A 22,617-nucleotide genomic window follows, 5' to 3' on the forward strand; every position below is an offset into this window, starting at 1 on the left:
CGCGAGGCCGGCACCGTCGCGTGGCCCCCCTCCCCCGCGTCGCCCGCGGCCTGCGCGGGGTCGGGGCTCGGCGCCGCGTCCGCCGGCTCGGGAGCGGCCTTGGACCGGTTGGCGCCGAACGGGCGCCCGTAGTACCAGTACGCCTGTGCGTGCACCTCCGACTTGGGGAAGCCGAACTCGTCGCGCAGCCGCACGCGGAGGTGCTTGAGCGAGCCTGACTCGGGCGCCGTCCACGCGTACCAGTCCGACCAGTCGCGCGCCTCGATCGCCGCCGCGAGCGAGGCCTCGCCGCGCCGCGGAACCCAGTGCACGCTCGCGCGCGGGTGCGCGACGAGCGGAATCAGGCGGTCGGCCTCGTGGTGCTCCTCGAGGTACAGCTCGACCGGGATCTCCGCGGGCAGCTCGTCCAGGATCGCATTGATCGCGGGGATCGAGGCAGAGTCACCGATCAGCAGGTAGCCCGACGGCAGCTCGTCGGGGAGGTCGAACCGGGTCGAGCCGAGCGAGGTGACCTGCACGCTCGTGCCCGGCTCGGCGCGCTGCGCCCACGCGGACGCCGGGCCCGCCGGCTCGTGCAGCACGAAGTCGACGGCGAAGTCGCCGGTTTCCACATCGGCCTCGGACAGCGTGTAGCCGCGCTGGTGCTCGAAGTCCTTTCCCTCGATGTCGGGGAACCAGAACCGCACGTACGCGGTCGGCGCGACGGTCGCGTTGGGATCCTGCAGCAGCGTGGACGAGTGCAGGCGCACGCGCAGGAACCGGGGAGCAAGCAGCTCGGTTCCGATGACCGTCGCCTCGTGGTCGCGCGCGCCGTAGCCGCGCATCATCGCTCCGGTGAAGCCTCGCTTGGCCATCATCCGACCCGTTCCGCGCGCACGAGTATTAAGGCTAGCCTCACCTCGGAAATGCGGAGTCAGATGGCGAAGCCGAGCGCGCGCATCATGTCGCGCCCGTCGTCGGTGATGCGCTCGGGGCCCCACGGCGGCATCCACACCCAGTTGATGCGGAACCGGTCGACGACCTCGTCGAGGGCCTGGCCGGTCTGCTCCTCGAGCACGTCCGTGAGCGGGCACCCCGCAGAGGTGAGGGTCATGTGGATGACGAGCGCGTCGTTGTCGTCATCCCACCCGAGGTCGTAGATGAGCCCCAGGTCGACGACGTTGATCCCCAGCTCGGGGTCCATGACGTCTTTCAGCGCCTCGGTGACCTCGTCGAACTTCTCCGGGCTCAGCGTCGCGGTCATATCCCGATCCTACGCTCCGGCGTCGCCCGCGGGCTCGAGGTAGCGGTCGTACCCCTCCTCCTCGAGCCGGTCGGCAAGCTCGGGCCCGCCCTCCTCGACGATCCGGCCGTTGACCATCACGTGCACGAACTCGGGACGAATGTAGCGGAGGATCCGCGTGTAGTGCGTGATGAGCAGCACGCCGAGGTTCGTCTCCGCCTTGGCGCGGTTGACGCCCTCGGAGACGACCTTCAGGGCGTCGACGTCGAGGCCGGAGTCGGTCTCGTCGAGCACCGCGATCTTCGGCTTCAACACCTCGAGCTGCAGGATCTCGTGGCGCTTCTTCTCGCCTCCCGAGAAGCCCTCGTTCACGTTGCGCTGCGCGAACTTCGCGTCCATGCGCAGGTTCTTCATCGCCGCCTTGACGTCTTTGGTCCAGGACCGGATGGCGGGCGCCTCGCCGTCGAGCGCGGTCTTGGCGGTGCGCAGGAAGTTCGTGACGGTGACGCCCGGGATCTCGACCGGGTACTGCATGGCGAGGAAGACTCCCGCGCGGGCGCGCTCGTCGACCGACATCGCCAGCACGTCCTCGCCGTCGAGCGCGATCGCGCCGCTGGTGACGGTGTACTTGGGGTGGCCGGCGATCGTGTAGGCAAGCGTCGACTTGCCCGAGCCGTTCGGGCCCATGATGGCGTGCGTCTCACCGGTGCGGATGGTCAGCGTGAGGCCGTTGAGGATGGGCGTCGTGCCTTCCTCCGTCTCCACGGTGACGTGCAGGTCTCGGATCTCGAGGACGGACATTCAGACTTCCTTCGTGGCTTCGGGGTCGACGAGCACATCGTCGCCGTCGATCTCGACGGTGTAGACGGGGACGGGCTCGTAGGCGGGGAGGTTGAGCGGGCGGCCGGTGCGCAGCGAGAACGCCGAACCGTGGGCCCAGCACTCCAGCGTGTCGCCGTCGACGAAGCCCTCGGCCAGCGAGATCTCGCCGTGCGTGCAGGTGTCGCCGATGGCGTGCACATCGCCGGCGGAGTCGAGCACGACCGCCATCGGCACGCCGTCCACCTCGAAGCGTCGGGCCTCGTCCTGCTCGAGCTCGCTCAGGGCGCAGATGCGCTGCATGGTCATGCCGTCGTCCCCCGCTCCCCCGTCGTGGCGAGCTCGGTCTCGATCTCGGCGATGAGCTCCTGCTCCAGGGCTGGCACGCCGATCTTCTGCACGATCTCGCTGAGGAAGCCGAGCACGACCAGCCGGCGCGCCTCGTCCTCGGGGATGCCGCGAGCCTGCAGGTAGAACAGCTGCTCGTCGTCGAAGCGGCCGGTGGCGCTGGCGTGCCCCGCGCCGACGATGTCGCCGGTCTCGATCTCGAGGTTCGGCACCGAGTCGGCGCGCGCTCCCTCGGTGAGCACGAGATTGCGGTTGGCCTCGTACGAGTCGGTGCCCACAGCATCCGGTCCGATCAGCACGTCGCCGATCCACACCGTGCGCGCCCCCTCGCCCTGGAGGGCGCCCTTGTACAGCACGTCGCCGCGCGTGTGCGGGCCCTTGTGGTGCACGTACACCTGGCTCTCCAGGTGCTGACCGGCGTCCGCGTAGGCCAGTCCGTACACTTCGGCGGACGATCCGGGACCGGCGAGCTCGATGCTCGGGTTGACGCGCACGACGCCGCCGCCGAAGCTCACGACGATGTGCCGCAAGTAGCCGTCGCGGTCGACGCGGGCCTGGTGGGACGCCGCGTGCACCGCGTCGTCCTCCCACTGCTGCACCGTCACGACAGTGAGGGCGGCGCCGTCGCGCACGACGACCTCGACGTTCTGCGCGTACTGCGCGCTGAGCTCGTGCGCGAGGATCACGGTCGCCTTCGAGTGCGGCATCGCCTCGACGACGATGTGCTGGTAGGCGACGCGCTCCGCGCCCGCGCCGGTGAGCGTCACGACGACCGGCTCGTCGACGGCGGCGTCCTGCGGCACGCGTAGGTGCAGGGCCGTCTGCGTGCGCGTCCACGCCAGCGCGGCGGGCAGGTCCTCCGGGGTGAAGACGTCGCCACGCGGCCAGTCGCCGACGCCGAGGCCGCCCACCGCGATGCTGTCGGCGCCCTCGATGCTCACGCCCACGCCGCGCGTGTCGTCGTGCGCGGTCCACAGGGCGGCCAGGCGCGCGATCGGGGTGTGCTTCCAGTTGACCTCGCGGCCGCTCGGCGCGTCGAAGTCCGCCGGGTCGTACGACGTCGGGCGCTCTGAACGGGTCTGCACGGGAACGAACGCGCCGTCCGAGTGCGCTCGGGAACCGGGCACCACGTAGGGCGCCTGCTGAGTGGCCGCCATCTAGCCGACCGATCCTTCCATGCCCATCTCGATGAGCTTGTTCAGCTCGAGGGCGTACTCCATCGGCAGCTCGCGCGCGATCGGCTCGATGAAGCCGCGCACGATCATCGCCATCGCCTCGTCCTCCGGCAGCCCCCTGCTCTGCAGGTAGAACAGCTGCTCCTCGCTCACCTTCGAGACCGTCGCCTCGTGGCCGAGCTGCACATCGTCGACGCGGATGTCGATGGCCGGGTACGTGTCGGAGCGCGACTGCGTGTCGACCAGCAGCGCGTCGCAGCGCACCGTGTTGGCGGAGTGGTGGGCGTTCGCGTCGACGCGCACCTCGCCGCGGTATCCGGCGCGGCCGCCGCCGCGGGCGATCGATTTGGAGATGATCGACGACTGCGTGTGCGGCGCCATGTGGATCATCTTGGCTCCGGCATCCTGGTGCTGGCCGGGTCCAGCGAAGGCGACCGACAGGGTCTCGCCCTTGGCGTGCTCGCCCATCAGGAAGATCGACGGGTACTTCATCGTCACCTTCGAGCCGATATTGCCGTCGACCCACTCCATCGTCGCGCCCTCGTGGGCCACGGCCCGCTTGGTGACGAGGTTGTACACGTTGTTCGACCAGTTCTGGATGGTCGTGTAGCGCACGCGCGCGCCCTTTTTCACGATGATCTCGACAACGGCCGAGTGCAGCGAGTCGGACTTGTAGATCGGGGCCGTGCAGCCCTCGATGTAGTGCACGTACGAGTCCTCGTCGGCGATGATCAGCGTCCGCTCGAACTGGCCCATGTTCTCGGTGTTAATGCGGAAGTAGGCCTGCAGCGGGATCTCGACGTGCACACCCTTGGGCACGTAGACGAAGGAGCCGCCCGACCACACCGCCGTGTTGAGCGCGGCGAACTTGTTGTCGCCAGCGGGGATGACGGTGCCGAAGTACTCCTCGAAGAACTCCGGGTGCTCGCGCAGCGCGGTGTCGGTGTCCATGAAGATGACGCCTTGCGCCTCGAGCTGCTCGTTGATCTGGTGGTAGACGACCTCGGACTCGTACTGCGCGGCGACGCCGGCCACCAGCCGCTGGCGCTCGGCCTCGGGGATGCCGAGCCGCTCATACGTGTTGCGGATGTCTTCCGGGAGGTCTTCCCACGAGCCCGCCTGCTTCTCCGTGGAGCGGACGAAGTACTTGATGTTGTCGAAGTCGATCTCGCTGAGGTCGGCGCCCCACGTCGGCATCGGCTTGCGCTCGAACAGCTGCAGCCCTTTGAGCCGGGTCTTCAGCATCCACTCCGGCTCGGCCTTGAGCGCCGAGATGTCGCGCACCACGGCATCGCTGAGCCCACGCTTCGCGCTGGCGCCGGCGGCATCCGGATCGTGCCAGCCGAACTCGTACACCCCCAGCCCTTCGAGCTCGGGTCGGTCGATGAGCACATCCGACATGACGATCCATTCCTCCTCTGAGCCGCAACGGTGTCATCCGCTCCAGCATTCCCCGCTCCCCCGTGGAGTTCCGGGGGTGGGACACTGCTCTCTGGGCCCGCTCTTCGGGTGTGTCGCCGGCGCCTAGACTGTCAGAGACGAGCCGCGCCGGGCGCGGCATCCCGACCCACCGAGTCTACAGGCTCAGCCCCGACACCGGACCGCCCCGCGGCGCGCGGAGCCCGGCCGCCGAGGCCGGCTGCAGGAGGCGCATCCATGTCCGCAGACCAGACCACGACCGCGCGGGCCTCGCGCGCGCAGGGCGGATTCGGCGCGCGGCTGCGGAATGCCCTGCCCGACCGGGTCGACGGGCGCGTGCGGTTCTTCGGCTGGCTGTCGCTGATCGTCGAGACGACGATCATCGCCACCGGCGGCGCGGTGCGCCTGACCGGCTCTGGGCTCGGCTGTCCGACGTGGCCGACGTGCACGCCGGAGTCGCTCGTGCCCACACCCGAGATGGGGCTGCACGGGTTCATCGAGTTCGGCAATCGCACGATGTCCGGTGTGGTCGGCATCGTGGCGCTCATCGTGCTCGTGCTCGTGTGGCGCATTCGCCGCGAGCGCCGCGACCTGTTCGCCCTCGCGCTGGTCGTGCCGGTTGGCGTCGTTGCCCAGGCGGTCGTCGGCGGCGTCACCGTGCTCACCGGCCTCAACCCGTTCATCGTGGGCTTCCACTATGTCGTGTCGCTGCTGCTGGTGTGCACGTGCGCCGTGTTCCTCGTGCGCGCTTACGCGCAGCCCTTGGCGCGCGTCTCGGTCGTGCCGAGGTGGTTCGCGATCCTCGGCCACGTGACCGGGCTCGCGCTGGCGGTCACGATCGCCTTCGGCGTGCTGACCACAAGCTCGGGGCCGCACTCCGGCGACGCGGCGGTCGTGCGCGACGGGTTCGACGCGTCCGTGCTCGCCCACGTCCACTCGTGGCCCGGCTACGCGCTCGTCGCGCTGCTGGGCGCTGCCACCGTCGCGGCGTGGGCGCTGCGGCTGCGTCCGCGGCGCTGGCTCACCGCCGCGCTCGCCGTCGTCGCCGTGCAGATCGGGGTCGGGGTGTGGCAGGCCCGCGAGGGGCTGCCGGAGATGCTCGTCGGCATCCACATGGTGCTCGCCGCGCTGTCGGCCGCCGCCTACACGGTCGCGACGATGCGCATGAAGCAGCCCTGACGCCACAGCCCGCACGAAGGTGGCGCATGGCGCCGCATCCCAAGGCCCAACCCGACCACGCGCGCCACCTCCAGCGCGTGCGACACCCCCGACCCCACCAAAGTGGCGCTTCGCGCCGCATCCCAAGGCCCAACCCGACCACACGCGCCACCTTCGGCGCGCGCGAGCCGGCGCGGCCCATCGCGCGGGCCTGCTGGGGCAGGGGCTAGAAGGGCAGCAGCGGGTCGACCGCGATCGCCACGAACAGCAGCGTCAGGTAGGTGATCGAGGCGTGGAACACACGCATCGGCCGCGCCTCGCCGCCACGCACCGACCGGTTGTACAGCCGGTGCGACTCGTACAGGAACCAGCCGCCGAACACGAGCGACGACACCGTGTAGACCAGGCCCATGCTCGCCACCGGGATCAGCAGCAGCGAGCACGCGATCGTCGCCCACGCGTACAGAATCACCTGCAGCCCGACCTGCGACCCGTCGCGCGTGGCGCCGAGCATCGGCACGTCGGCCTCGTCGTAGTCGGCCTTGTACTTCATCGACAGCGGCCAGTAGTGCGGCGGCGTCCACAGGAACACGAGCAGGAACAGGATGACGGGCGGCCACGCGAGCGAGCCCGTCACCGCCGACCAGCCGATGAGCACGGGGAAGCAGCCCGCAATGCCGCCCCACACGATGTTCTGCTCGGTGCGGCGCTTGAGCAGGATCGTGTAGACGACCACGTAGAAGAAGATCGCGAACGCCGACAGGGCCGCGGCGAGCCAGTTGGTGGTCGCCAGCAGCCAGCCCGTGGATGCCACGGCGAGCGTCCATGCGAACACGACGGCGCCGCGCGGCGACACCTCGCCGGTGACGAGCGGCCGGTGCTCGGTGCGGTGCATGTGCGCGTCGATGTCGCGGTCGAGGTACATGTTGAACGCGGCGGCCGATCCGGCGCTCATCGACCCGCCGATGACGGTGGCCAGCACGAGCCACAGGCTCGGCAGCCCGCCCTGGGCCAGGATCATGACCGGCACCGTCGTCACGAGCAGCAGCTCGAGCACGCGCGGCTTGGTGAGCGCGATGTAGGCGCGGATCGTGCGGCCGACCGAACTCGGCGCCGCCGGAGCGCCGGACGCGGAGGCACGAGTCGTGGAAATGTCCATCCGCCCCCTCGCCGCGGCACGAAACCGTCTCGAATCTGTCACGCAGAGTCTATGTCATCCGCGCTCTCCGGCACTGCCGCTTCGCTATGCTGAACAGACACGCGCGCCCTCGCGCCGGCTCCATCGTCGCATCCGTCTGACGGTACACGCCGCCGATTCGGATGGGGCGCCCCACACGTCCAGGAAAGGCGGTCCCGGTGTCGGAGCTGCAATGGGATGAGATTGACAAGCGCGCCGTGGACACGGCCCGAGTGCTCGCGGCGGACGCCGTGGAGAAGGTGGGCAACGGCCACCCCGGCACCGCGATGAGCCTGGCCCCGGCCGCCTACCTGCTGTACCAGCGGGTGATGCGGCACAACCCGGCCAATCCCGACTGGCTGGGGCGCGACCGCTTCATCCTGTCTGCCGGCCACTCCTCGCTCACGCAGTACATCCAGCTGTACTTCGGCGGCTTCGGGCTCGAGCTGTCCGACCTCGAGTCGCTGCGCACGTGGGGCTCGCTCACCCCGGGCCACCCCGAGTACGGGCACACCAAGGGCGTCGAGATCACGACAGGGCCCCTCGGACAGGGGCTGGCGTCGGCGGTGGGCTTCGCGTACGCCGCGCGCTACGAGCGCGGCCTGTTCGACCCTGACGCGGCGGCGGGCGAGAGCCCGTTCGACCACTTCGTCTACGTCGTCGCCGGCGACGGCGACCTGCAGGAGGGCGTCACCAGCGAGGCGTCGAGCCTCGCGGGCCACCAGCAGCTCGGCAACCTCATCGCCATCTACGACTCCAACCAGATCTCGATCGAGGACGACACGAACGTCGCGTTCACCGAGAACGTCGCCCAGCGCTACGCGGCGTACGGCTGGCACGTGCAGACGGTCGACTGGAAGAAGACCGGCGAGTACGTCGAGGATGTCGCCGAGCTCCACGCCGCGATCGAGGCCGCCCAGGGCGAGACCGACCGCCCGTCGCTGATCATCCTGAAGACGATCATCGGCTGGCCGTCGCCCGGCAAGCAGAACACCGGCAAGATCCACGGCTCCGCGCTCGGCGCCGACGAGCTCGTCGCCACCAAGAAGGTGCTCGGCTTCGACCCCGAGCAGTCGTTCGTGGTCGCCGACGACGTCATCGCGCGCACGCGCGGGCTGCTCGAGCGCGGCGCGGCGGAGGAGTCCGCGTGGACCGAACGGTTCGACGCGTGGGCCGCCGCCCACCCCGAGCGCAAGGCGCTGCTCGACCGCCTGCTCGCGCGCGAGCTGCCCGAGGGCGTCGCCGACGCGCTGCCGGTCTTCGAGCCTGGCAAAGAGGTCTCGACTCGCGCGGCGTCGGGCCAGGTGCTCGGCGCGCTCGGCGCGGTCCTGCCCGAGCTGTGGGGCGGCTCCGCCGACCTCGCCGAGTCGAACCTCACCACGATCAAGGGCGCGGCCTCGTTCCTGCCGCCCGAGTGGTCGACGCACGAGTGGACGGGCGACGAGTACGGCCGCGTGCTGCACTTCGGCATCCGCGAGCACGCGATGGGCGCCATCGTCAACGGCATCACGCTGCACGGCCCGACCCGCGCGTACGGCGGCACCTTCCTCATCTTCAGCGACTACATGCGCCCGCCGGTGCGGCTGGCGGCGCTGATGGACATCCCGTCGACGTTCGTGTGGACGCACGACTCCGTCGCCCTCGGCGAGGACGGGCCGACGCACCAGCCGATCGAGCAGCTCGCGACGCTGCGCGCCATCCCGAACTTCACGGTGGTGCGCCCGGGCGACGCGAACGAGACGGCGCACGCGTGGCTGGAGATCCTGCGCCGCCATGGCGGCCCCGCCGGCATCGCGCTGACCCGCCAGAACATCCCGGTGTTCGAGCGCGGCGACGGCGAAGCGCACGGCGACGTGCTGGCATCCGCCGCCAACACCGCGAAGGGCGCGTACGTCCTCGCCGAGGCGCCGGGCGGCACACCTGACGTGATCATCGTCGCCACGGGCTCCGAGGTGCAGCTCGCCCTCGGCGCGCGCGAGGCGCTGAAGGCGGACGGAGTGAACGCGCGCGTCGTGTCCGCCCCGAGCCTGGAGTGGTTCGCCGAGCAGGATGCCGCCTACCGCGAGAGCGTGCTGCCGGCGTCGGTCGCCGCGCGCGTGTCGGTCGAGGCGGGCCTGGCCCTGTCGTGGCACGCGATCGTCGGCGACCGGGGCCGGAGCGTCTCGATCGAGCATTTCGGCGCTTCGGCCGACTGGAAGACCCTGTTCAAGAACTTCGGCATGACGGTGGAGCACGTGGTCGAAGCCGCGCGCGAGACGATCGCCGCCGTCGCCGCCCACTAACACTGAGGAGAACGCATGAGCACCCCCACCGAGCAGCTGACCGCACAGGGCGTGAGCATCTGGCTCGACGACCTGTCGCGCAAGCGCATCGCCAGCGGCAACCTCGCCGACCTGATCGCGACGCGCAACGTCGTCGGGGTCACGACGAACCCAACGATCTTCCAGGGCGCGATCGGCAACCCGGACGACAACTCGTACGACGCCCGCATCGCCGAGCTCGCGGCCGCGGGCGCGTCGGCAGACGAGGCGATCTTCGAGATCACGACCGACGACGTGCGCGACGCGGCCGACATCTTCCGCCCCGTCTACGACGCGACCGGCGGCATCGACGGGCGCGTGTCGATCGAGGTCTCCCCCGACCTCGCGCACGACACCGACGCGACGATCGAGCAGGCCAAGCAGCTGTGGGCGAAGGTCGACCGGCCGAACACGCTCATCAAGATCCCCGCCACCAAGGCCGGCCTGCCCGCGATCACGGCCACGCTCGCCGAGGGCATCTCGGTGAACGTCACGCTCATCTTCAGCCTCGAGCGCTACGCCGAGGTCATCGACGCGTACCTGGCCGGCATCGAGCAGGCCAAGGCGAACGGCCACGACGTGTCGCAGATCCACTCCGTGGCCTCGTTCTTCGTGTCGCGCGTGGACACCGAGGTCGACAAGCGGCTCTCCGCGATCGGCTCCGCCGCGGCCGACGAGCTGAAGTCGCTGGCGGGAGTGGCGAACGCGCGCCTGGCCTACGAGCTGTTCGAGCAGAAGTTCGCCGACGACCGGGCGAAGGCGTTGACGGATGCCGGCGCGACCACCCAGCGCCCGTTGTGGGCGTCGACGGGCGTCAAAGACCCCGCGCTGCCGGACACGCTGTACGTCACCGAGCTCGTCGCCCCCGGCACCGTCAACACGATGCCCGAGAAGACGCTCGAGGCGACGTTCGACCACGCCGTCGTCTCCGGCGACACGGTGACCGGCGCGTACGCCGACGCGCACGAGGTCTTCGACAAGCTCGCCGCCGTGGGCGTCGACTTCGCCGCGGCGACACAGGTGCTCGAGGACGAGGGCGTCGACAAGTTCATCGCCTCGTGGCACGATCTGCAGAAGACGGTTGCCGAGGCGCTGTCCGCCACGCGATGACGATCGCTGCCGCACCGAGGAGCCTTCGCCCATGACCGTGGAGATCTCGCGCGGGCACAACCCGTTGCGCGACCCCGTCGACCGCCGGCTGCAGCGCATCGCCGGACCGAGCGCGCTCGTGATCTTCGGGGTCACCGGCGACTTGGCGCGCAAGAAGCTGATGCCGGCGGTGTACGACCTCGCCAACCGAGGGCTGCTGCCGCCCGGCTTCGCCCTCGTCGGGTTCGCTCGGCGCGACTGGGACGACCAGGACTTCGCCGAGATCGTGCACGACGCCGTCAAGCGCCACGCCCGCACCGAGTACCGCGAAGAGACGTGGAAGCAGTTGCTGCAAGGCATCCGCTTCGTCTCCGGCCAGTTCGACGACGCCGACGCCTTTCGGCGCCTCCGCGAGACCGTCGAACGGCTCGACGTGGAGCGGGGCACGATGGGCAACCACGCGTTTTACCTGTCGATCCCGCCGAAGGACTTTCCGCTGGTGGCGACGCAGCTGAAGGCGTCGGGGCTTGTGGACGACACCGCCGACCAGTCTGAGCGGTGGCGGCGCGTCGTGATTGAGAAGCCGTTCGGCCACGACCTCGAGTCGGCGCGGGCTCTCAACGACGCTCTGCGCTCGGCGTTCCCGGCCGACTCGATCTTCCGCATCGACCACTATCTCGGCAAAGAGACCGTGCAGAACATCCTGGCGCTGCGCTTCGCCAACGAGCTGTACGAGCCGATCTGGAACCGCAACTACGTCGACCACGTGCAGATCACGATGGCCGAGGACATCGGGGTCGGCGGGCGCGCGGGCTATTACGACGGCATCGGCGCGGCGCGCGATGTCATCCAGAACCACCTGCTGCAGCTGCTCGCCCTCACCGCGATGGAGGAGCCCATCTCGCTCGACGCGAAAGACCTCCGCGCCGAGAAGGAGAAGGTGCTCGCCGCCGTGCGCCTGCCGCGCGACCTCGCCGCGGCGACCGCCCGCGGCCAGTACGCCGGCGGGTGGCAGGGCGGCGAGAAGGTGCTCGGCTTCCTCGAAGAGGACGGGATGGCGCCGGACTCGACGACCGAGACGTACGCGGCCGTCAAACTCGAGATCGCCACGCGGCGCTGGGCGGACGTGCCCTTCTACCTGCGCACCGGGAAGCGGCTGGGCCGGCGCGTCACCGAGATCGCGGTGGTGTTCAAGCAGGCGCCCGAGCACCTGTTCAGCCGCTCCGAGACGAGCGAGCTGGGGCAGAATGCGCTCGTGATCCGCGTGCAGCCCGACGAGGGCGTCACGATCCGCTTCGGCTCGAAGGTGCCGGGGTCGGGCACGTACGTGCGCGACGTCACGATGGACTTCGGCTACGGCCACGCGTTCACAGAGGCGAGCCCGGAGGCCTATGAGCGGCTGATCCTCGACGTGCTGCTCGGCGACCCCCCGCTGTTCCCCCGCCACGAGGAGGTCGAGCTGTCGTGGCGGATCCTCGACCCGATCGAGCGCTTCTGGGCCAGCCAGGGCGGCCCGGTGGAGCAGTACAGCCCCGGCTCGTGGGGTCCTGATTCCGCGGACGCGTTGCTCGCGCGCGACGGCCGCGTCTGGAGGCGCCCGTGATCATCCCCCTGCCCGACACGACCGTGAGCGCCATCGCGAAGGCGCTCGTGCAGACCCGCGAGGAGGGCGGCGCGGTCGCGCTCGGCCGCGTGCTGACCCTGGTGATCTCGTCGACCAGCGGCACCCCGGAAGACGCGATCGACGCCGCCAACGACGCATCCCGCGAGCACCCGATGCGGGTGATCGTGCTCACCCTCGACCCCGACGTCGACGGGCCGGCACGCCTGGACGCCGAGATCCGCGTCGGCGGCAACGCGGGCGCCAGCGAGGTCGTGGTGCTGCACGCGCTCGGCGACGCCGCCAGCAACGCGGAGAGCTTGATCACGGGCCTCTTGTTGCCCGACGCGCCGGTCGTGGCGTGGTGGCCCGCCGACACCCCGCCGGTGCTCGCCGACTCTGCGATCGGACGCATCGCCCAGCGCCGGATCTCGGACGCCTCGCGGCACGACGACCCCGCGTCATGGGCGCACGAGTTGGGCCGTGTGCACCAGCCCGGCGACACCGACTTCGCGTGGACGCGCATCACCCGCTGGCGCGAGCAGCTGGCCGCCGTGCTCGACCAGCCGCCGTACGAGCCGGTGACCTCGGTGGTGGTGAAGGGCGCTGCCGCGTCGCCCTCGACCGGACTGCTGGCGGCGTGGCTGCGCCTGAAGCTCGACGCCCCGGTGCGCTACGAGTACCTCGATCCCGAGGAGTGGTCCAACGGGATCAAGTCGGTGCGGCTGACCCGCGCCAGCGGCGACATCCTCCTGGAGCGCCCCGCCGCCGACGTGGCGACGCTGAGCCAGCCGGGCCAGCCGTCGCACGAGCTGTCCTTCCCCCGTCGCACACTCCGCGAATGCCTCGCTGAGGAGCTTCGCAGCCTCGACCCCGACCTCCTGTATGGTCGAGTCATCACCCAGGGGTGGGAGCTCCTGGGCACGCCGGCAGCGACGCGGGAGAGAGATGACGACACCGACTGAGTGGATCACCGAGCGGCGCGTGGTCGTGCGCGAAGACCCGGCCGATGTCGCCGCGGTCGTCGCGGACCGGCTGACCGGGAAGCTGGTCCGCTGGACACGCAAGAAGCGCCCGGTGCACCTGTCGCTGACGGGCGGCTCGATGGGCGGGTCCGTGCTGCGCGCTGTGGGCGCCGACCCGCGGCAAGGGCTCATCAACTGGTCGCGCGTGCACTTCTGGTGGAGCGACGAGCGGTTCGTGCCGCGCGCCGACGGCGACCGCAACGCGCTGCAGGCGCGGGAGGCGCTGCTCGACCACATCGAGGTGCCCGCGGACAACATCCACGAGATGGCCTCCACCGACGACGGAATGGACCTGGATGCCGCGGCGGCCGCGTACGCCGCCGAGCTCGCCCGGTTCGGCACCCCGCGCCAGCCGTGGCCGTCGTTTCGCGTGTGCCTGCTGGGCGTCGGCCCCGACGCCCACATCGCGTCGCTGTTCCCCGACCGTGACGAGATCCGCATCGCCGACTCCTCGACCGCTGCGGTGCGCGACTCGCCCAAGCCGCCGCCCGAGCGTGTCACGGTGACCCGCCCGGTCATCAACTCGTCCGAGCGGGTGTGGATGGCGCTCGCCGGCGCCGACAAGGCATCCGCTCTCGGCCTCACCCTGACCGGCGCGAGCTACGCGAGCGTGCCGGCCGCGGGAGCGAAGGGCCGCAAGCGCACGGTGCTCTTCGTCGACACCGCCGCGGCGGCGCACGTTCCGCCGGAGCTCATCGACCCCGACGCCGCATAGCGCGGGCTCCGATCGGCGCGCGCAGCCTGAGAGGCCACCGATCCCGCTCAGTTTGTTGCCATGCAACACCCACCACGCGCGCCGAAACCCGCTTCGCGCACCGAGACCCCGCACTCCGAAGCGGGTCTCGACGCGCAAAGCGGGTCTCGACGCGCAAAGCGGGTCTCGACGCGCGGAGCGAGTCCCGCACGGGGAGTGGGACCCCGAGCGCCGCTACGCGCCGGGGGCGCGACGGGATCGCGGATGCCCGCAGTCGGTCAGAGCTCGCCGCGGCGGTCGCGCAGCTGCTGGAGCGCGTCTTCGAGAAGGGTTTCGGCCTCTTGCTCGGTGCGGCGCTCTTTCACATACGCGAGGTGCGTCTTGTAGGGCTCGGTCTTGGCCACGGCGGGCGGATTGTCTTTGTCGCGCCCCGCCGGCAGCCCGGAGTGCGGATGGTCGATGACCTCGGGAATCTCCTCGTCGGGCACGTTCGCGGCGAAGAAGCGCACGGTTTCGTTGCCCAAGGCGTCCCAGTAGGTGACAGCGACGCGTTCCGCGTGGAAGCCGTGGTCCTGCTCGCCCATCGGGCCGGCGCCCACGCGGGTGCCTCGAATCGCGTTGCCGCCGGTGGCCATGTCAGACTCCGTTGAACTTTGTGATCAGGCCCAGCGCCACAATCGACACGAACCAGACGAGCGCGAGAACGATCGTGAAGCGGTTGAGGTTGCGCTCGGCGAGCCCGGACGAGCCGAGCGAGGATGTCATTCCGCCGCCGAACATATCGGACAGTCCGCCGCCCCGCCCCTTGTGGAGGAGGATCAGCAGCGTCAGCAGGAGGCTGGTGAGCCCCAGCAGCACCTGCAGGATGAACTCGAGGATCGGCACGGTGAACAAGCCCTTCACGGCGGCCCGGACGGGTCGCACGAGTGTCGATTATACCGACGGGTCAGACTCCGACGTGCTTCTGGTACCGGATGATCGCCGAGAACTCGTCCACGACGATGCTCGCGCCGCCCACGAGGGCGCCGTCGACGTCGGGCTCGCGCATGTAGCTGGCGATGTTCCCCGACTTGACCGATCCGCCGTAGAGGATGCGGGTGCGCGCCGCGGCGTCCTCGCCCATCGTGGCGGCGACCACCTCGCGCAGCTTCGCGCACACCTCCTGCGCCTGGTCGGGCGTCGCCGCCTGACCGGAGCCGATCGCCCACACAGGCTCGTAGGCGACCACGATGTCGGCGTCCGCCGGCACGCCGGCGAGCGCCTTCTCGAGCTGGGCGACGGGGACCGCACTGGCGCCGAACTCCTCTAGGTCCTCCGCCGTCTCGCCGACGCACACCACCGGGACCAGCCCGTGCCGCAGCGCCGCCCGCACCTTCTCGGCGACGATGTCGTCCGACTCGTGGTGGTACTCGCGGCGCTCGGAGTGCCCCACGATGACGTACGTCACGCGCAGCTTGGCGAGGAACTCCCCCGACACTTCGCCGGTGTACGCGCCGCGGTCGTGCACCGAAACATCCTGCGCCCCCAACGAGAACGCGATCCGGTCTGCGTCGATGAGCGTCTGCACGCTGCGCAGGTCGGTGAACGGCGGGAAGATGCCCACCTCGACCGTCCCGTTCTCGTGACTCGCGTCCTTCAGCGACCAGTTCAGCTTCTGCACGAACGCGACCGCCTGCAGGTGGTCGAGGTTCATCTTCCAGTTGCCTGCGAGGAACGGGGTTCTCACTGCCATCCAAGGACCTCCAGTCCGGGGAGCTTCTTGCCTTCCAAAAATTCCAGGCTCGCGCCGCCGCCGGTCGAGATGTGACCGAACTGGGCGTCGCGGAACCCGAGCTGCCGCACGGCGGCCGCGGAGTCGCCGCCACCGACGACGCTGAGGCCGTCGACCTCGGTGAGCGCGCCGGCGACCGCTTTCGTGCCCGCCGCGAACGGCGCGAGCTCGAACACGCCCATCGGCCCGTTCCAGAACACCGTCCGCGACCCGCCGATCGCGTCCGCGAACAGCCGGGCGGTCTCCGGGCCGATGTCCAGGCCGAGCCCGTCCGCGCCGAACGGCGTGTCCTCCAGGCCGCTCGCGGCGGCGATGACGTGGTCTGCGTCGGCCGAGAACGCCGACGCCATGACGGCGTCCACCGGCAGCACGAGCTCGACGCCCCGCTCGGCGGCCTCGGCGATGTAGCCGCGCACGGTGTCGAGCTGGTCCTCCTCGAGGAGGCTCTTGCCGACCCCGTGGCCCTGCGCCTTGAGGAAGGTGAACATCATCCCGCCACCGATGCACAGGCGGTCGACACGCGGCAGCAGATGTGAGATGACACCAAGCTTGTCGCTGACCTTCGAGCCACCGAGCACGACCGTGTACGGGCGCTCGGGGTTCTCGGTGAGGCGGTCGAGGACGTCGACCTCCTTCTCGATGAGCTGCCCGGCCGCCGACGGCAACAGCTGCGCGAGGTCGTAGACCGACGCCTGCTTGCGGTGCACGACGCCGAACCCGTCGGAGACCATCGCGTCCGCGAGCTCGGCCAGGCGCGCGGCGAAGCCGCGGCGGGCGGCGTCGTCCTTCGCCGTCTCGTCCGGGTCGAACCGCAGATTCTCGAGCACGGCGATGTCGCCGTCTCCGAGGCCGGCGGCCGCCTCGTGGGCGGACTCCCCCACGGTGTCGAGGGCAAACGCGACGGGCTTGCCGAGGAGCTCGGAGAGCCGTTGCGCCACCGGGGCGAGGCTGTACTTCGGGTCGGGGGCGCCGCCCGGGCGGCCCAGGTGCGAGCACGCGATGACGCGCGCGCCTTGGTTGATGAGCTGGTTCAGGGTCGGCAGCGCCGCGCGCACGCGGCCGTCGTCCGTGATGACTCCGTCCTTGAGGGGGACGTTGAAGTCGACACGGACGATGACGCGCTTGCCCGCGAGCGAGCCCACCGCATCCTGAAGCGAGTCGAGGGTGCGTAGCGGCATGTCGTCGGCCTACAGGCGCGCGCCCACGTACTCGGTGAGGTCCACGAGCCGATTCGAGTAGCCCCACTCGTTGTCGTACCACGCCGACACCTTCACGAGGTTGCCGCTGACGTTGGTCAGCTCGGCGTCGAAGATCGACGAGTGCGGGTTCTGCACGATGTCGCTCGAGACGATCGGGGCGTCCGTGTACTGGAGGATGCCGCTGAGCCGGCCTTCGGCAGCGGCCGCCTTGTACGCGGCGTTGATCTGTTCGGCGGTGAGCCCCTCGGACGGCGTGATGATCGTCAGGTCGACGATCGAGCCGGTGGGGATCGGCACACGGTACGACGAGCCGCTCAGCTTGCCGTTGAGCTCGGGCAGCACAAGGCCGATCGCCTTTGCGGCGCCAGTCGAGGCGGGAACGATGTTCAAGGCGGCGCCGCGCGCGCGGCGCAGGTCGCTGTGCGGTCCGTCTTGCAGGTTCTGGTCGGCCGTGTAGGCGTGGGCGGTCATCATGAACCCGCGCTCGATGCCGAACGCGTCGTTGAACACCTTGGCCAGCGGCGCGAGGCAGTTCGTCGTGCACGACGCGTTGGAGATGATGACGTCGTTCGCGGCGTCGTAGACCTCCTCGTTGACGCCCATCACGATGGTCGCATCGTCGCCGGAGGCCGGCGCCGACACGAGCACCTTCTTGGCGCCGGCGGCCACGTGCTTGCGCGCGTCCTCGGCCTTGGTGAAGCGGCCGGTGGACTCGATCACGATCTCGACGCCCAACTCGCCCCACGGCAGGTTCGCGGGGTCGCGCTCCTCGAAGACCTTGATCTTCTTGCCGTTCACGGTGATCGAGTCTGCGTCGTACGACACGTCGGCGTCCAGGACGCCGCCGACCGAGTCGTAGGTCAGCAAGTGCGCGAGCGTCTTGTTGTCGGTGAGGTCGTTCACCGCCACGATGTCGATGTCGGCGCCCTGCGCGAGCGACGCGCGAAGGTAGTTGCGTCCGATACGGCCGAAGCCGTTGATTCCGATCTTGACAGTCACGGACTATCTCCTGGGGGTGTCATGCGCGCGAGCGCGAGTTTTGACGGGGTCTGGGGTGACGGATGTTGGCGCGCCTCACGGGGCGTCGCACGCTAAGACAGTACCAGCAGGCCCGCGCTCTTCTCGCGGGCGCCGGTGAAGCGCTCCTGAACGTTCGACCAGCTCACGATGTTCCAAAACGCCTTGACGTAGTCGGCGCGCACGTTCTTGTAGTCGAGGTAGTACGCGTGCTCCCACACGTCGAGAAGGAGCAGCGGCACGGTCCCCGCCGCGAACTGCGCCTGCTGGTCGAAGAACTGCTGGATGATGAGGTTCTCACCGATCGAGTCCCAGAACAGCCCCGCCCAGCCCGAGCCCTGCACGCCCATCGCGGCCGCGGTGAACTGGCCCTGGAACTTGTCGAACGAGCCGAAGTGGTCGTCGACGGCGGACGCGAGGTCGCCGGTCGGCTTGTCGCCGCCGTCGGGCGACATGTTGGTCCAGAAGATCGAGTGGTTGGTGTGGCCGCCGAGGTTGAACGCGAGGTCCTTCTCGAGCTTGTTGATGTTCGCGAAGTCGCCCTTGTCGCGCGCTTCGGCAAGCTGGTCGAGGGCCGTGTTGGCGCCGGTCACGTACGCCTGGTGGTGCTTGTCGTGGTGCAGCTCCATGATGGCCGCGCTGATGTGCGGCGCGAGGGCGGCGTAGTCGTAGGGCAGGTCGGGGAGAGTGTACTTGGCCATGTGTCCATCCTACTGAGCGGGAGCGCTCGTGGACCGGGGTTGCCCCGCCTGCGGTGGCAGGCTGAGCCGGACTCAGCCCTCGGCCCCGGCGGGGACGTTCGCCTCGGTGTCGGGGATGCCGTCCTGCTCGGCGCGCTTGTCCGCCATCGCGAGCAGGCGCCGGATGCGGCCGGCGACCGCGTCCTTCGTCAGCGGAGGGTCGGCGTGGTGCCCGAGCTCGTCGAGGCTCGCCTCGCGGAAGGCCAGCCGCAGCTCGCCCGCCTCGCGCAGGTGGTCGGGGGTGTCGGCGCCGAGGATCTCCAGCGCGCGCTCGACCCGCGCGCACGCCGCGACCGCCGCCTGCGCGGAGCGGCGCAGGTTCGCGTCGTCGAAGTTCACGAGGCGGTTGACGCCGGCGCGCACTTCGCGGCGCTGCCGCATCTCCTCCCACTCGGCAGCCGTCGCCGACGCGCCGATCGTCGCCAGGATGGTGCGGATCGCCTCGCCGTCGCGCACGACCACGCGCGGCACGCCGCGCACTTCGCGCGCCTTCGCCGCTACCCCGAAGCGGTGCGCGGCGCCCACGAGCGCCATCGCCGCCTCCGGCGTCGGGCACGTGACTTCCAGGGCCGCCGAGCGGCCGGGCTCGCTCAACGTGCCGCCCGCGAGGAAGGCGCCCCGCCAGATCGCCGCCGCGTCGTCCTTCGATCCGGCGATGAGGCGGTTCGGCAGCCCGCGCACGGGTCGCCGGCGCTGGTCGAGCAGGCCGGTCTGGCGGGCGAGCGTCTCGCCTGCCTCAACGACGCGCACGACCCACCGCGTGCCGTTGCGGGCGCCGGAGGCCTGCACCTCCTTGACGTCGGGGCGCACGCCGTAGATCTCGACGAGGTCGCGCACGACGCGACGCGCGAGGCTCGGCGAGTCGACTTCCGCCTCGACCGCGACGCGTCCTGCGATGGAGTGCAGCCCGCCCGAGAAGCGCAACAGCGTGGTGACCTCGGCCACACGCGCGGTGGGCCGCGCGTCGCGCACGGCGATCAGCTCGGCCTTCACATCGGCGGTCAGCGGCACGGTTCTCCTCGGGGTGTGTCTTGCGGCGACGATCCAGCCTACTCGCGGCCCAGATCGCGGTGCCGCACGCGCACCGCCACCCCGGTCTCGGCGCGCAGCCGCTCGGCGAGCTCGATGGCCGTGACGACGGAGCGGTGCTTGCCGCCCGTGCAGCCGACCGCGACCATCGAATGCCGCTTGTTCTCGCGCTGGTACCCCTCCAGGACCGGTCGCAGCGCCGCCGTGTAGGCGTCGATGAACTCCGTTGCCCCCGGCTGTCCCAGCACGTAGTCGCGCACCGCGGCGTCCTCGCCGGTGAGGGCGCGCAGGTCGTCTTGCCAGAACGGGTTGGGCAGGAAGCGCATGTCGGCGACGAGGTCGGCGTCGGGCGGCAGCCCGTACTTGAACCCGAAGCTCTGCACCGTCAAGGTGTGCCGCGCCTGGCCCTCGGCCGAGAAGAGGTCGGCGATCTGCGTCGCCAGCTGGTGGATGTTGCGGTTCGACGTGTCGATGAGCACGTCGGCGTTCTCGCGCACGCCGGCGAGCATGCGGCGCTCGAGCCGGATGCCGTCGAGGATCGTGCCGTCGTCCTGCAGCGGGTGCGGCCGCCGCACCGCCTCGAAGCGGCGCACCAGCACGTCGTCGGACGCGTCCAGGAACAGCACGCGCAGCGGGCGCCCGTCGCGCAGGGTGCGCGTGATCTCGGGCAGCTTCGCGAACATCTCGCCGCCGCGCACATCGACCACGGCAGCCACGCGCGGCAACGCGTCCGACGCCACCCCGGCCAGCTCCAGGAGGGGCTTGAGCATCTGCGGCGGCAGATTGTCGACGACGTACCAGCCGAGGTCTTCGAGCGCGTCCGCCGCGGTGGACCGGCCGGCTCCCGACATCCCGGTCACGATCAGGACCTCGCCGGCATCCGTACCGTCCGTCATCGCCACCCCCAAAGCCTAGCCATCCAGCTCGGCGCGTGTCTGCTTTCCTCCTGTCGAGGCGAGGTGGGCGTGGATGCTCGCGGCGAGGGCCGGGCCGATGCCGGCAAGCGCGGAGATCTCGTCGGGCTCGGCGCGCTTGAGCGCCGCGACCGAGCCGAAGTGGCGCAGCAGCGCCTTGATGCGCGCCTCGCCGAGGCCGGGAACCTCGGCCAGGACGCTCTGGATGTCGCGGCGACGGCGCTTGCGCTGATGGGTGATGGCGAACCGGTGCGCCTCGTCGCGCAGCCGTTGCAGCAGGTAGAGCGCCTCGCTGGTGCGCGGCAGCACCACCGGGTAGTCCTCCCCCGGCAGCCACACCTCCTCCAGCCGCTTCGCGATGCCGCACAGGGCGATCTGCTCGTGCCCCGACTCGCGCAGCGCGCGGGCGGCGGCCTCCACTTGCGGCTTGCCGCCGTCGACCACCAGCAGCTGGGGAGGGTAGGCGAACCGCCGGCGCGTGGATGCCGTCGTCCCCTGCTCCGGGTCGGGCGGCGCCGGGTCGTCGCGATCGAGGTGGGCCAGGCGCCGGGTGAGCACTTGGCGCAGCGAGTCGGTGTCGTCGGTGGTCTCGGCCACGCCGAACGAGCGGTACTGGTCTTTGCGGGGCAGGCCGTCCTCGAAGACGACCATCGACGCGACGACGTTCGTGCCCCCGAGGTGCGACACGTCGAAGCACTCGATGCGCAGCGGCGCCTCGGCGAGCCCCAGCGCGTCCTGCAGGTCGGTGAGCGCGCGCGTGCGCGCGGTGTAGTCGCTCGTGCGCCGCGTCTTGTGCAGCACGAGCGCCTGCTGCGCGTTGACCGTCGCGGTGCGCAGCAGCTCGGCTTTGCGCCCGCGCTGGGCGACCTGGATGGTGACGCGCTTGCCGCGGCGCTGCAGCAGCCACTCCTCGAGCTCGGCGGCGGCCTCCGGCAGCGACGGCACGAGCACAGTGCGCGGGATGTCGGCGGGCGCGGCGTCCCCGTACGCCCGCTGCAGGATCTGGTCGACGAGCTCGGGTCCGGAGATGTCGATCTCCTTCTCGATCGTGGAGGCGTGCACACCACGCACGCGTCCCCCGCGGATCACGAAGTGCTGCACCGCCGCGGCCAGCTCGTCCTCGGCGATGCCGAACAGGTCGGCGTCGGTGTCGGCAGCCAGCACGAGCGCGCTCTTGTTCAGCACCGCGTCGATGGCCTGCAGCTTGTCGCGGTAGGCGGCCGCGGACTCGTAGTCCATCGCCGCCGAGGCCTCGCGCATGCGTCGGGTGAGCTCGCGCATGAAGCGCTGGTCGCCGCCGGACATGAAGGCGACGAAGTCGTCGACGACCGCGCGGTGCTCCTCGACAGTGACCCGCATCGAGCACGGCCCGCCGCAGCGCCCGATCTGGCCGGGGAAGCACGGCCGGCCGGTCGCCATCGCCCGCTTGTACGACGCGTCCGAGCACGTGCGGATCGGGAACACCTTGATCATCAGGTCGATCGTGTCGTGCACGGCCCACACCTTCGGGTACGGGCCGAAGTACTTCGCTCCGGTGATGCGGCGGTTGCGCGTGACGATCACCCGCGGCGCCTCGTCGGCCAGCGTGATCGCCATGAACGGGTACGACTTGTCGTCTTTGTAGCGCACGTTGAACGGCGGAGAGAACTCCTGGATCCACATGTACTCCAGCTGCAGCGCGTCGACGTCGCTGGCGACCACGGTCCACTCGACGGAGGCGGCGGTCGTGACCATGCGGCGCGTGCGCTCGTGCAGCGTGTGCAGGGGCGCGAAGTAGTTCGACAGCCGCGCGCGCAGGCTCTTCGCCTTGCCGACGTAGAGGACCCGGCCCTGCGCGTCGCGGAAGCGGTACACGCCGGGGTTCGTGGGGATCTCGCCCGGTTTCGGCTTGTACGGAACAGTGGGCGTGGCGCGCGCCATC

The 22,617-nt window shown here is 70.4% G+C and carries 22 protein-coding genes; 6 read left to right on the forward strand and 16 right to left on the reverse strand.

The window, feature by feature from the left end:
* The 6 genes from QM611_RS00260 to sufB form a co-directional block, all read right to left on the reverse strand.
* Positions 1-854, reverse strand: an 854-nt coding sequence (locus tag QM611_RS00260; RefSeq protein ID WP_415077862.1) for a siderophore-interacting protein, incomplete at its 3' end; no start/stop codon positions are given.
* 59 nt (positions 855-913) lie between these two features.
* Entirely contained in the window at positions 914-1,243 is a 330-nt protein-coding gene (locus QM611_RS00265) for a metal-sulfur cluster assembly factor (RefSeq protein WP_415077863.1), read from the reverse strand.
* 9 nt (positions 1,244-1,252) lie between these two features.
* A complete protein-coding gene (gene sufC, locus QM611_RS00270) occupies positions 1,253-2,023 on the reverse strand; it encodes a Fe-S cluster assembly ATPase SufC (RefSeq protein WP_415077864.1) in 771 nt (256 codons plus the stop codon).
* On the reverse strand, positions 2,024-2,350 hold the full coding sequence (locus QM611_RS00275) for a non-heme iron oxygenase ferredoxin subunit (RefSeq protein ID WP_415077865.1): 327 nt from the start codon (positions 2,348-2,350) through the stop codon (positions 2,024-2,026).
* A complete protein-coding gene (gene sufD, locus QM611_RS00280; protein ID WP_415077866.1) occupies positions 2,347-3,546 on the reverse strand; it encodes a Fe-S cluster assembly protein SufD in 1,200 nt (399 codons plus the stop codon). Before sufD ends, QM611_RS00275 begins: the two co-directional genes overlap by 4 nt.
* Positions 3,547-4,965 carry a Fe-S cluster assembly protein SufB gene (sufB, locus tag QM611_RS00285; RefSeq protein WP_415077867.1) on the reverse strand — a complete coding sequence of 473 codons (1,419 nt, stop codon included), beginning with the start codon at positions 4,963-4,965 and terminating at the stop codon, positions 3,547-3,549. It lies immediately after the preceding gene.
* A gap of 255 nt (positions 4,966-5,220) precedes the next feature.
* On the opposite strand from sufB, the gene QM611_RS00290 reads away from it, so the two are divergent.
* A complete protein-coding gene (locus QM611_RS00290) occupies positions 5,221-6,162 on the forward strand; it encodes a COX15/CtaA family protein (RefSeq protein ID WP_415077869.1) in 942 nt (313 codons plus the stop codon).
* Between the two features lie 205 nt (positions 6,163-6,367).
* Here the strand turns inward: QM611_RS00290 and QM611_RS00295 are convergent, their stop codons facing one another.
* Positions 6,368-7,300: a heme o synthase gene (locus QM611_RS00295; RefSeq protein ID WP_415077870.1), complete on the reverse strand. Its 933-nt coding sequence runs from the start codon at positions 7,298-7,300 to the stop codon at positions 6,368-6,370.
* A 197-nt stretch (positions 7,301-7,497) separates the two neighbouring features.
* On the opposite strand from QM611_RS00295, the gene tkt reads away from it, so the two are divergent.
* Genes tkt through pgl form a run of 5 tightly spaced genes read left to right on the forward strand, consistent with a single transcriptional unit; the run spans position 7,498 to position 14,047 of the window.
* On the forward strand, positions 7,498-9,600 hold the full coding sequence (tkt, locus tag QM611_RS00300; RefSeq protein ID WP_415077872.1) for a transketolase: 2,103 nt from the start codon (positions 7,498-7,500) through the stop codon (positions 9,598-9,600).
* Positions 9,601-9,615: 15 nt separating this feature from the next.
* Positions 9,616-10,728 (forward strand): transaldolase, encoded by a 1,113-nt coding sequence (tal, locus tag QM611_RS00305; protein WP_415077873.1) that lies wholly within the window; start codon positions 9,616-9,618, stop codon positions 10,726-10,728.
* 31 nt (positions 10,729-10,759) lie between these two features.
* A complete protein-coding gene (gene zwf / locus QM611_RS00310; RefSeq protein ID WP_415077874.1) occupies positions 10,760-12,310 on the forward strand; it encodes a glucose-6-phosphate dehydrogenase in 1,551 nt (516 codons plus the stop codon).
* A complete protein-coding gene (locus tag QM611_RS00315; protein ID WP_415077875.1) occupies positions 12,307-13,272 on the forward strand; it encodes a glucose-6-phosphate dehydrogenase assembly protein OpcA in 966 nt (321 codons plus the stop codon). The genes zwf and QM611_RS00315 overlap by 4 nt, the downstream gene beginning before the upstream one ends.
* A complete protein-coding gene (pgl, locus tag QM611_RS00320) occupies positions 13,256-14,047 on the forward strand; it encodes a 6-phosphogluconolactonase (protein WP_415077876.1) in 792 nt (263 codons plus the stop codon). The genes QM611_RS00315 and pgl overlap by 17 nt, the downstream gene beginning before the upstream one ends.
* A gap of 257 nt (positions 14,048-14,304) precedes the next feature.
* On the opposite strand, the gene QM611_RS00325 is transcribed toward pgl, so the two are convergent.
* The 9 genes from QM611_RS00325 to uvrC form a co-directional block, all read right to left on the reverse strand.
* Entirely contained in the window at positions 14,305-14,661 is a 357-nt protein-coding gene (locus tag QM611_RS00325; protein ID WP_415077877.1) for an RNA polymerase-binding protein RbpA, read from the reverse strand.
* Position 14,662: 1 nt separating this feature from the next.
* Positions 14,663-14,911: a preprotein translocase subunit SecG gene (secG, locus tag QM611_RS00330; RefSeq protein ID WP_415077904.1), complete on the reverse strand. Its 249-nt coding sequence runs from the start codon at positions 14,909-14,911 to the stop codon at positions 14,663-14,665.
* 61 nt (positions 14,912-14,972) lie between these two features.
* Complete coding sequence (gene tpiA, locus QM611_RS00335; protein WP_415077878.1) at positions 14,973-15,758, reverse strand: triose-phosphate isomerase; 786 nt, start codon at positions 15,756-15,758, stop codon at positions 14,973-14,975.
* On the reverse strand, positions 15,749-16,975 hold the full coding sequence (locus tag QM611_RS00340) for a phosphoglycerate kinase (protein WP_415077879.1): 1,227 nt from the start codon (positions 16,973-16,975) through the stop codon (positions 15,749-15,751). The genes tpiA and QM611_RS00340 overlap by 10 nt, the downstream gene beginning before the upstream one ends.
* Positions 16,976-16,984: 9 nt before the next feature.
* The gene (gene gap / locus QM611_RS00345) at positions 16,985-17,995 is read right to left on the reverse strand and encodes a type I glyceraldehyde-3-phosphate dehydrogenase (RefSeq protein ID WP_415077880.1); all 1,011 of its coding nucleotides are present in this window, start codon (positions 17,993-17,995) and stop codon (positions 16,985-16,987) included.
* 92 nt (positions 17,996-18,087) lie between these two features.
* The gene (locus tag QM611_RS00350; protein WP_415077881.1) at positions 18,088-18,714 is read right to left on the reverse strand and encodes a superoxide dismutase; all 627 of its coding nucleotides are present in this window, start codon (positions 18,712-18,714) and stop codon (positions 18,088-18,090) included.
* Positions 18,715-18,786: 72 nt separating this feature from the next.
* On the reverse strand, positions 18,787-19,764 hold the full coding sequence (gene whiA / locus QM611_RS00355; protein WP_415077882.1) for a DNA-binding protein WhiA: 978 nt from the start codon (positions 19,762-19,764) through the stop codon (positions 18,787-18,789).
* A 38-nt stretch (positions 19,765-19,802) separates the two neighbouring features.
* Positions 19,803-20,678, reverse strand: a complete 876-nt coding sequence (gene rapZ / locus QM611_RS00360; protein ID WP_415077905.1) for an RNase adapter RapZ — start codon at positions 20,676-20,678, stop codon at positions 19,803-19,805.
* Positions 20,679-20,693: 15 nt separating this feature from the next.
* Positions 20,694-22,616, reverse strand: coding sequence for an excinuclease ABC subunit UvrC (gene uvrC / locus QM611_RS00365; RefSeq protein ID WP_415077883.1), 1,923 nt, complete (start codon positions 22,614-22,616; stop codon positions 20,694-20,696).
* Between the last annotated feature and the right edge of the window lies 1 nt (position 22,617).

This window comes from Microbacterium sp., from assembly GCF_047606685.1.
Taxonomy (GTDB): Bacteria; Actinomycetota; Actinomycetes; order Actinomycetales; family Microbacteriaceae; genus Microbacterium.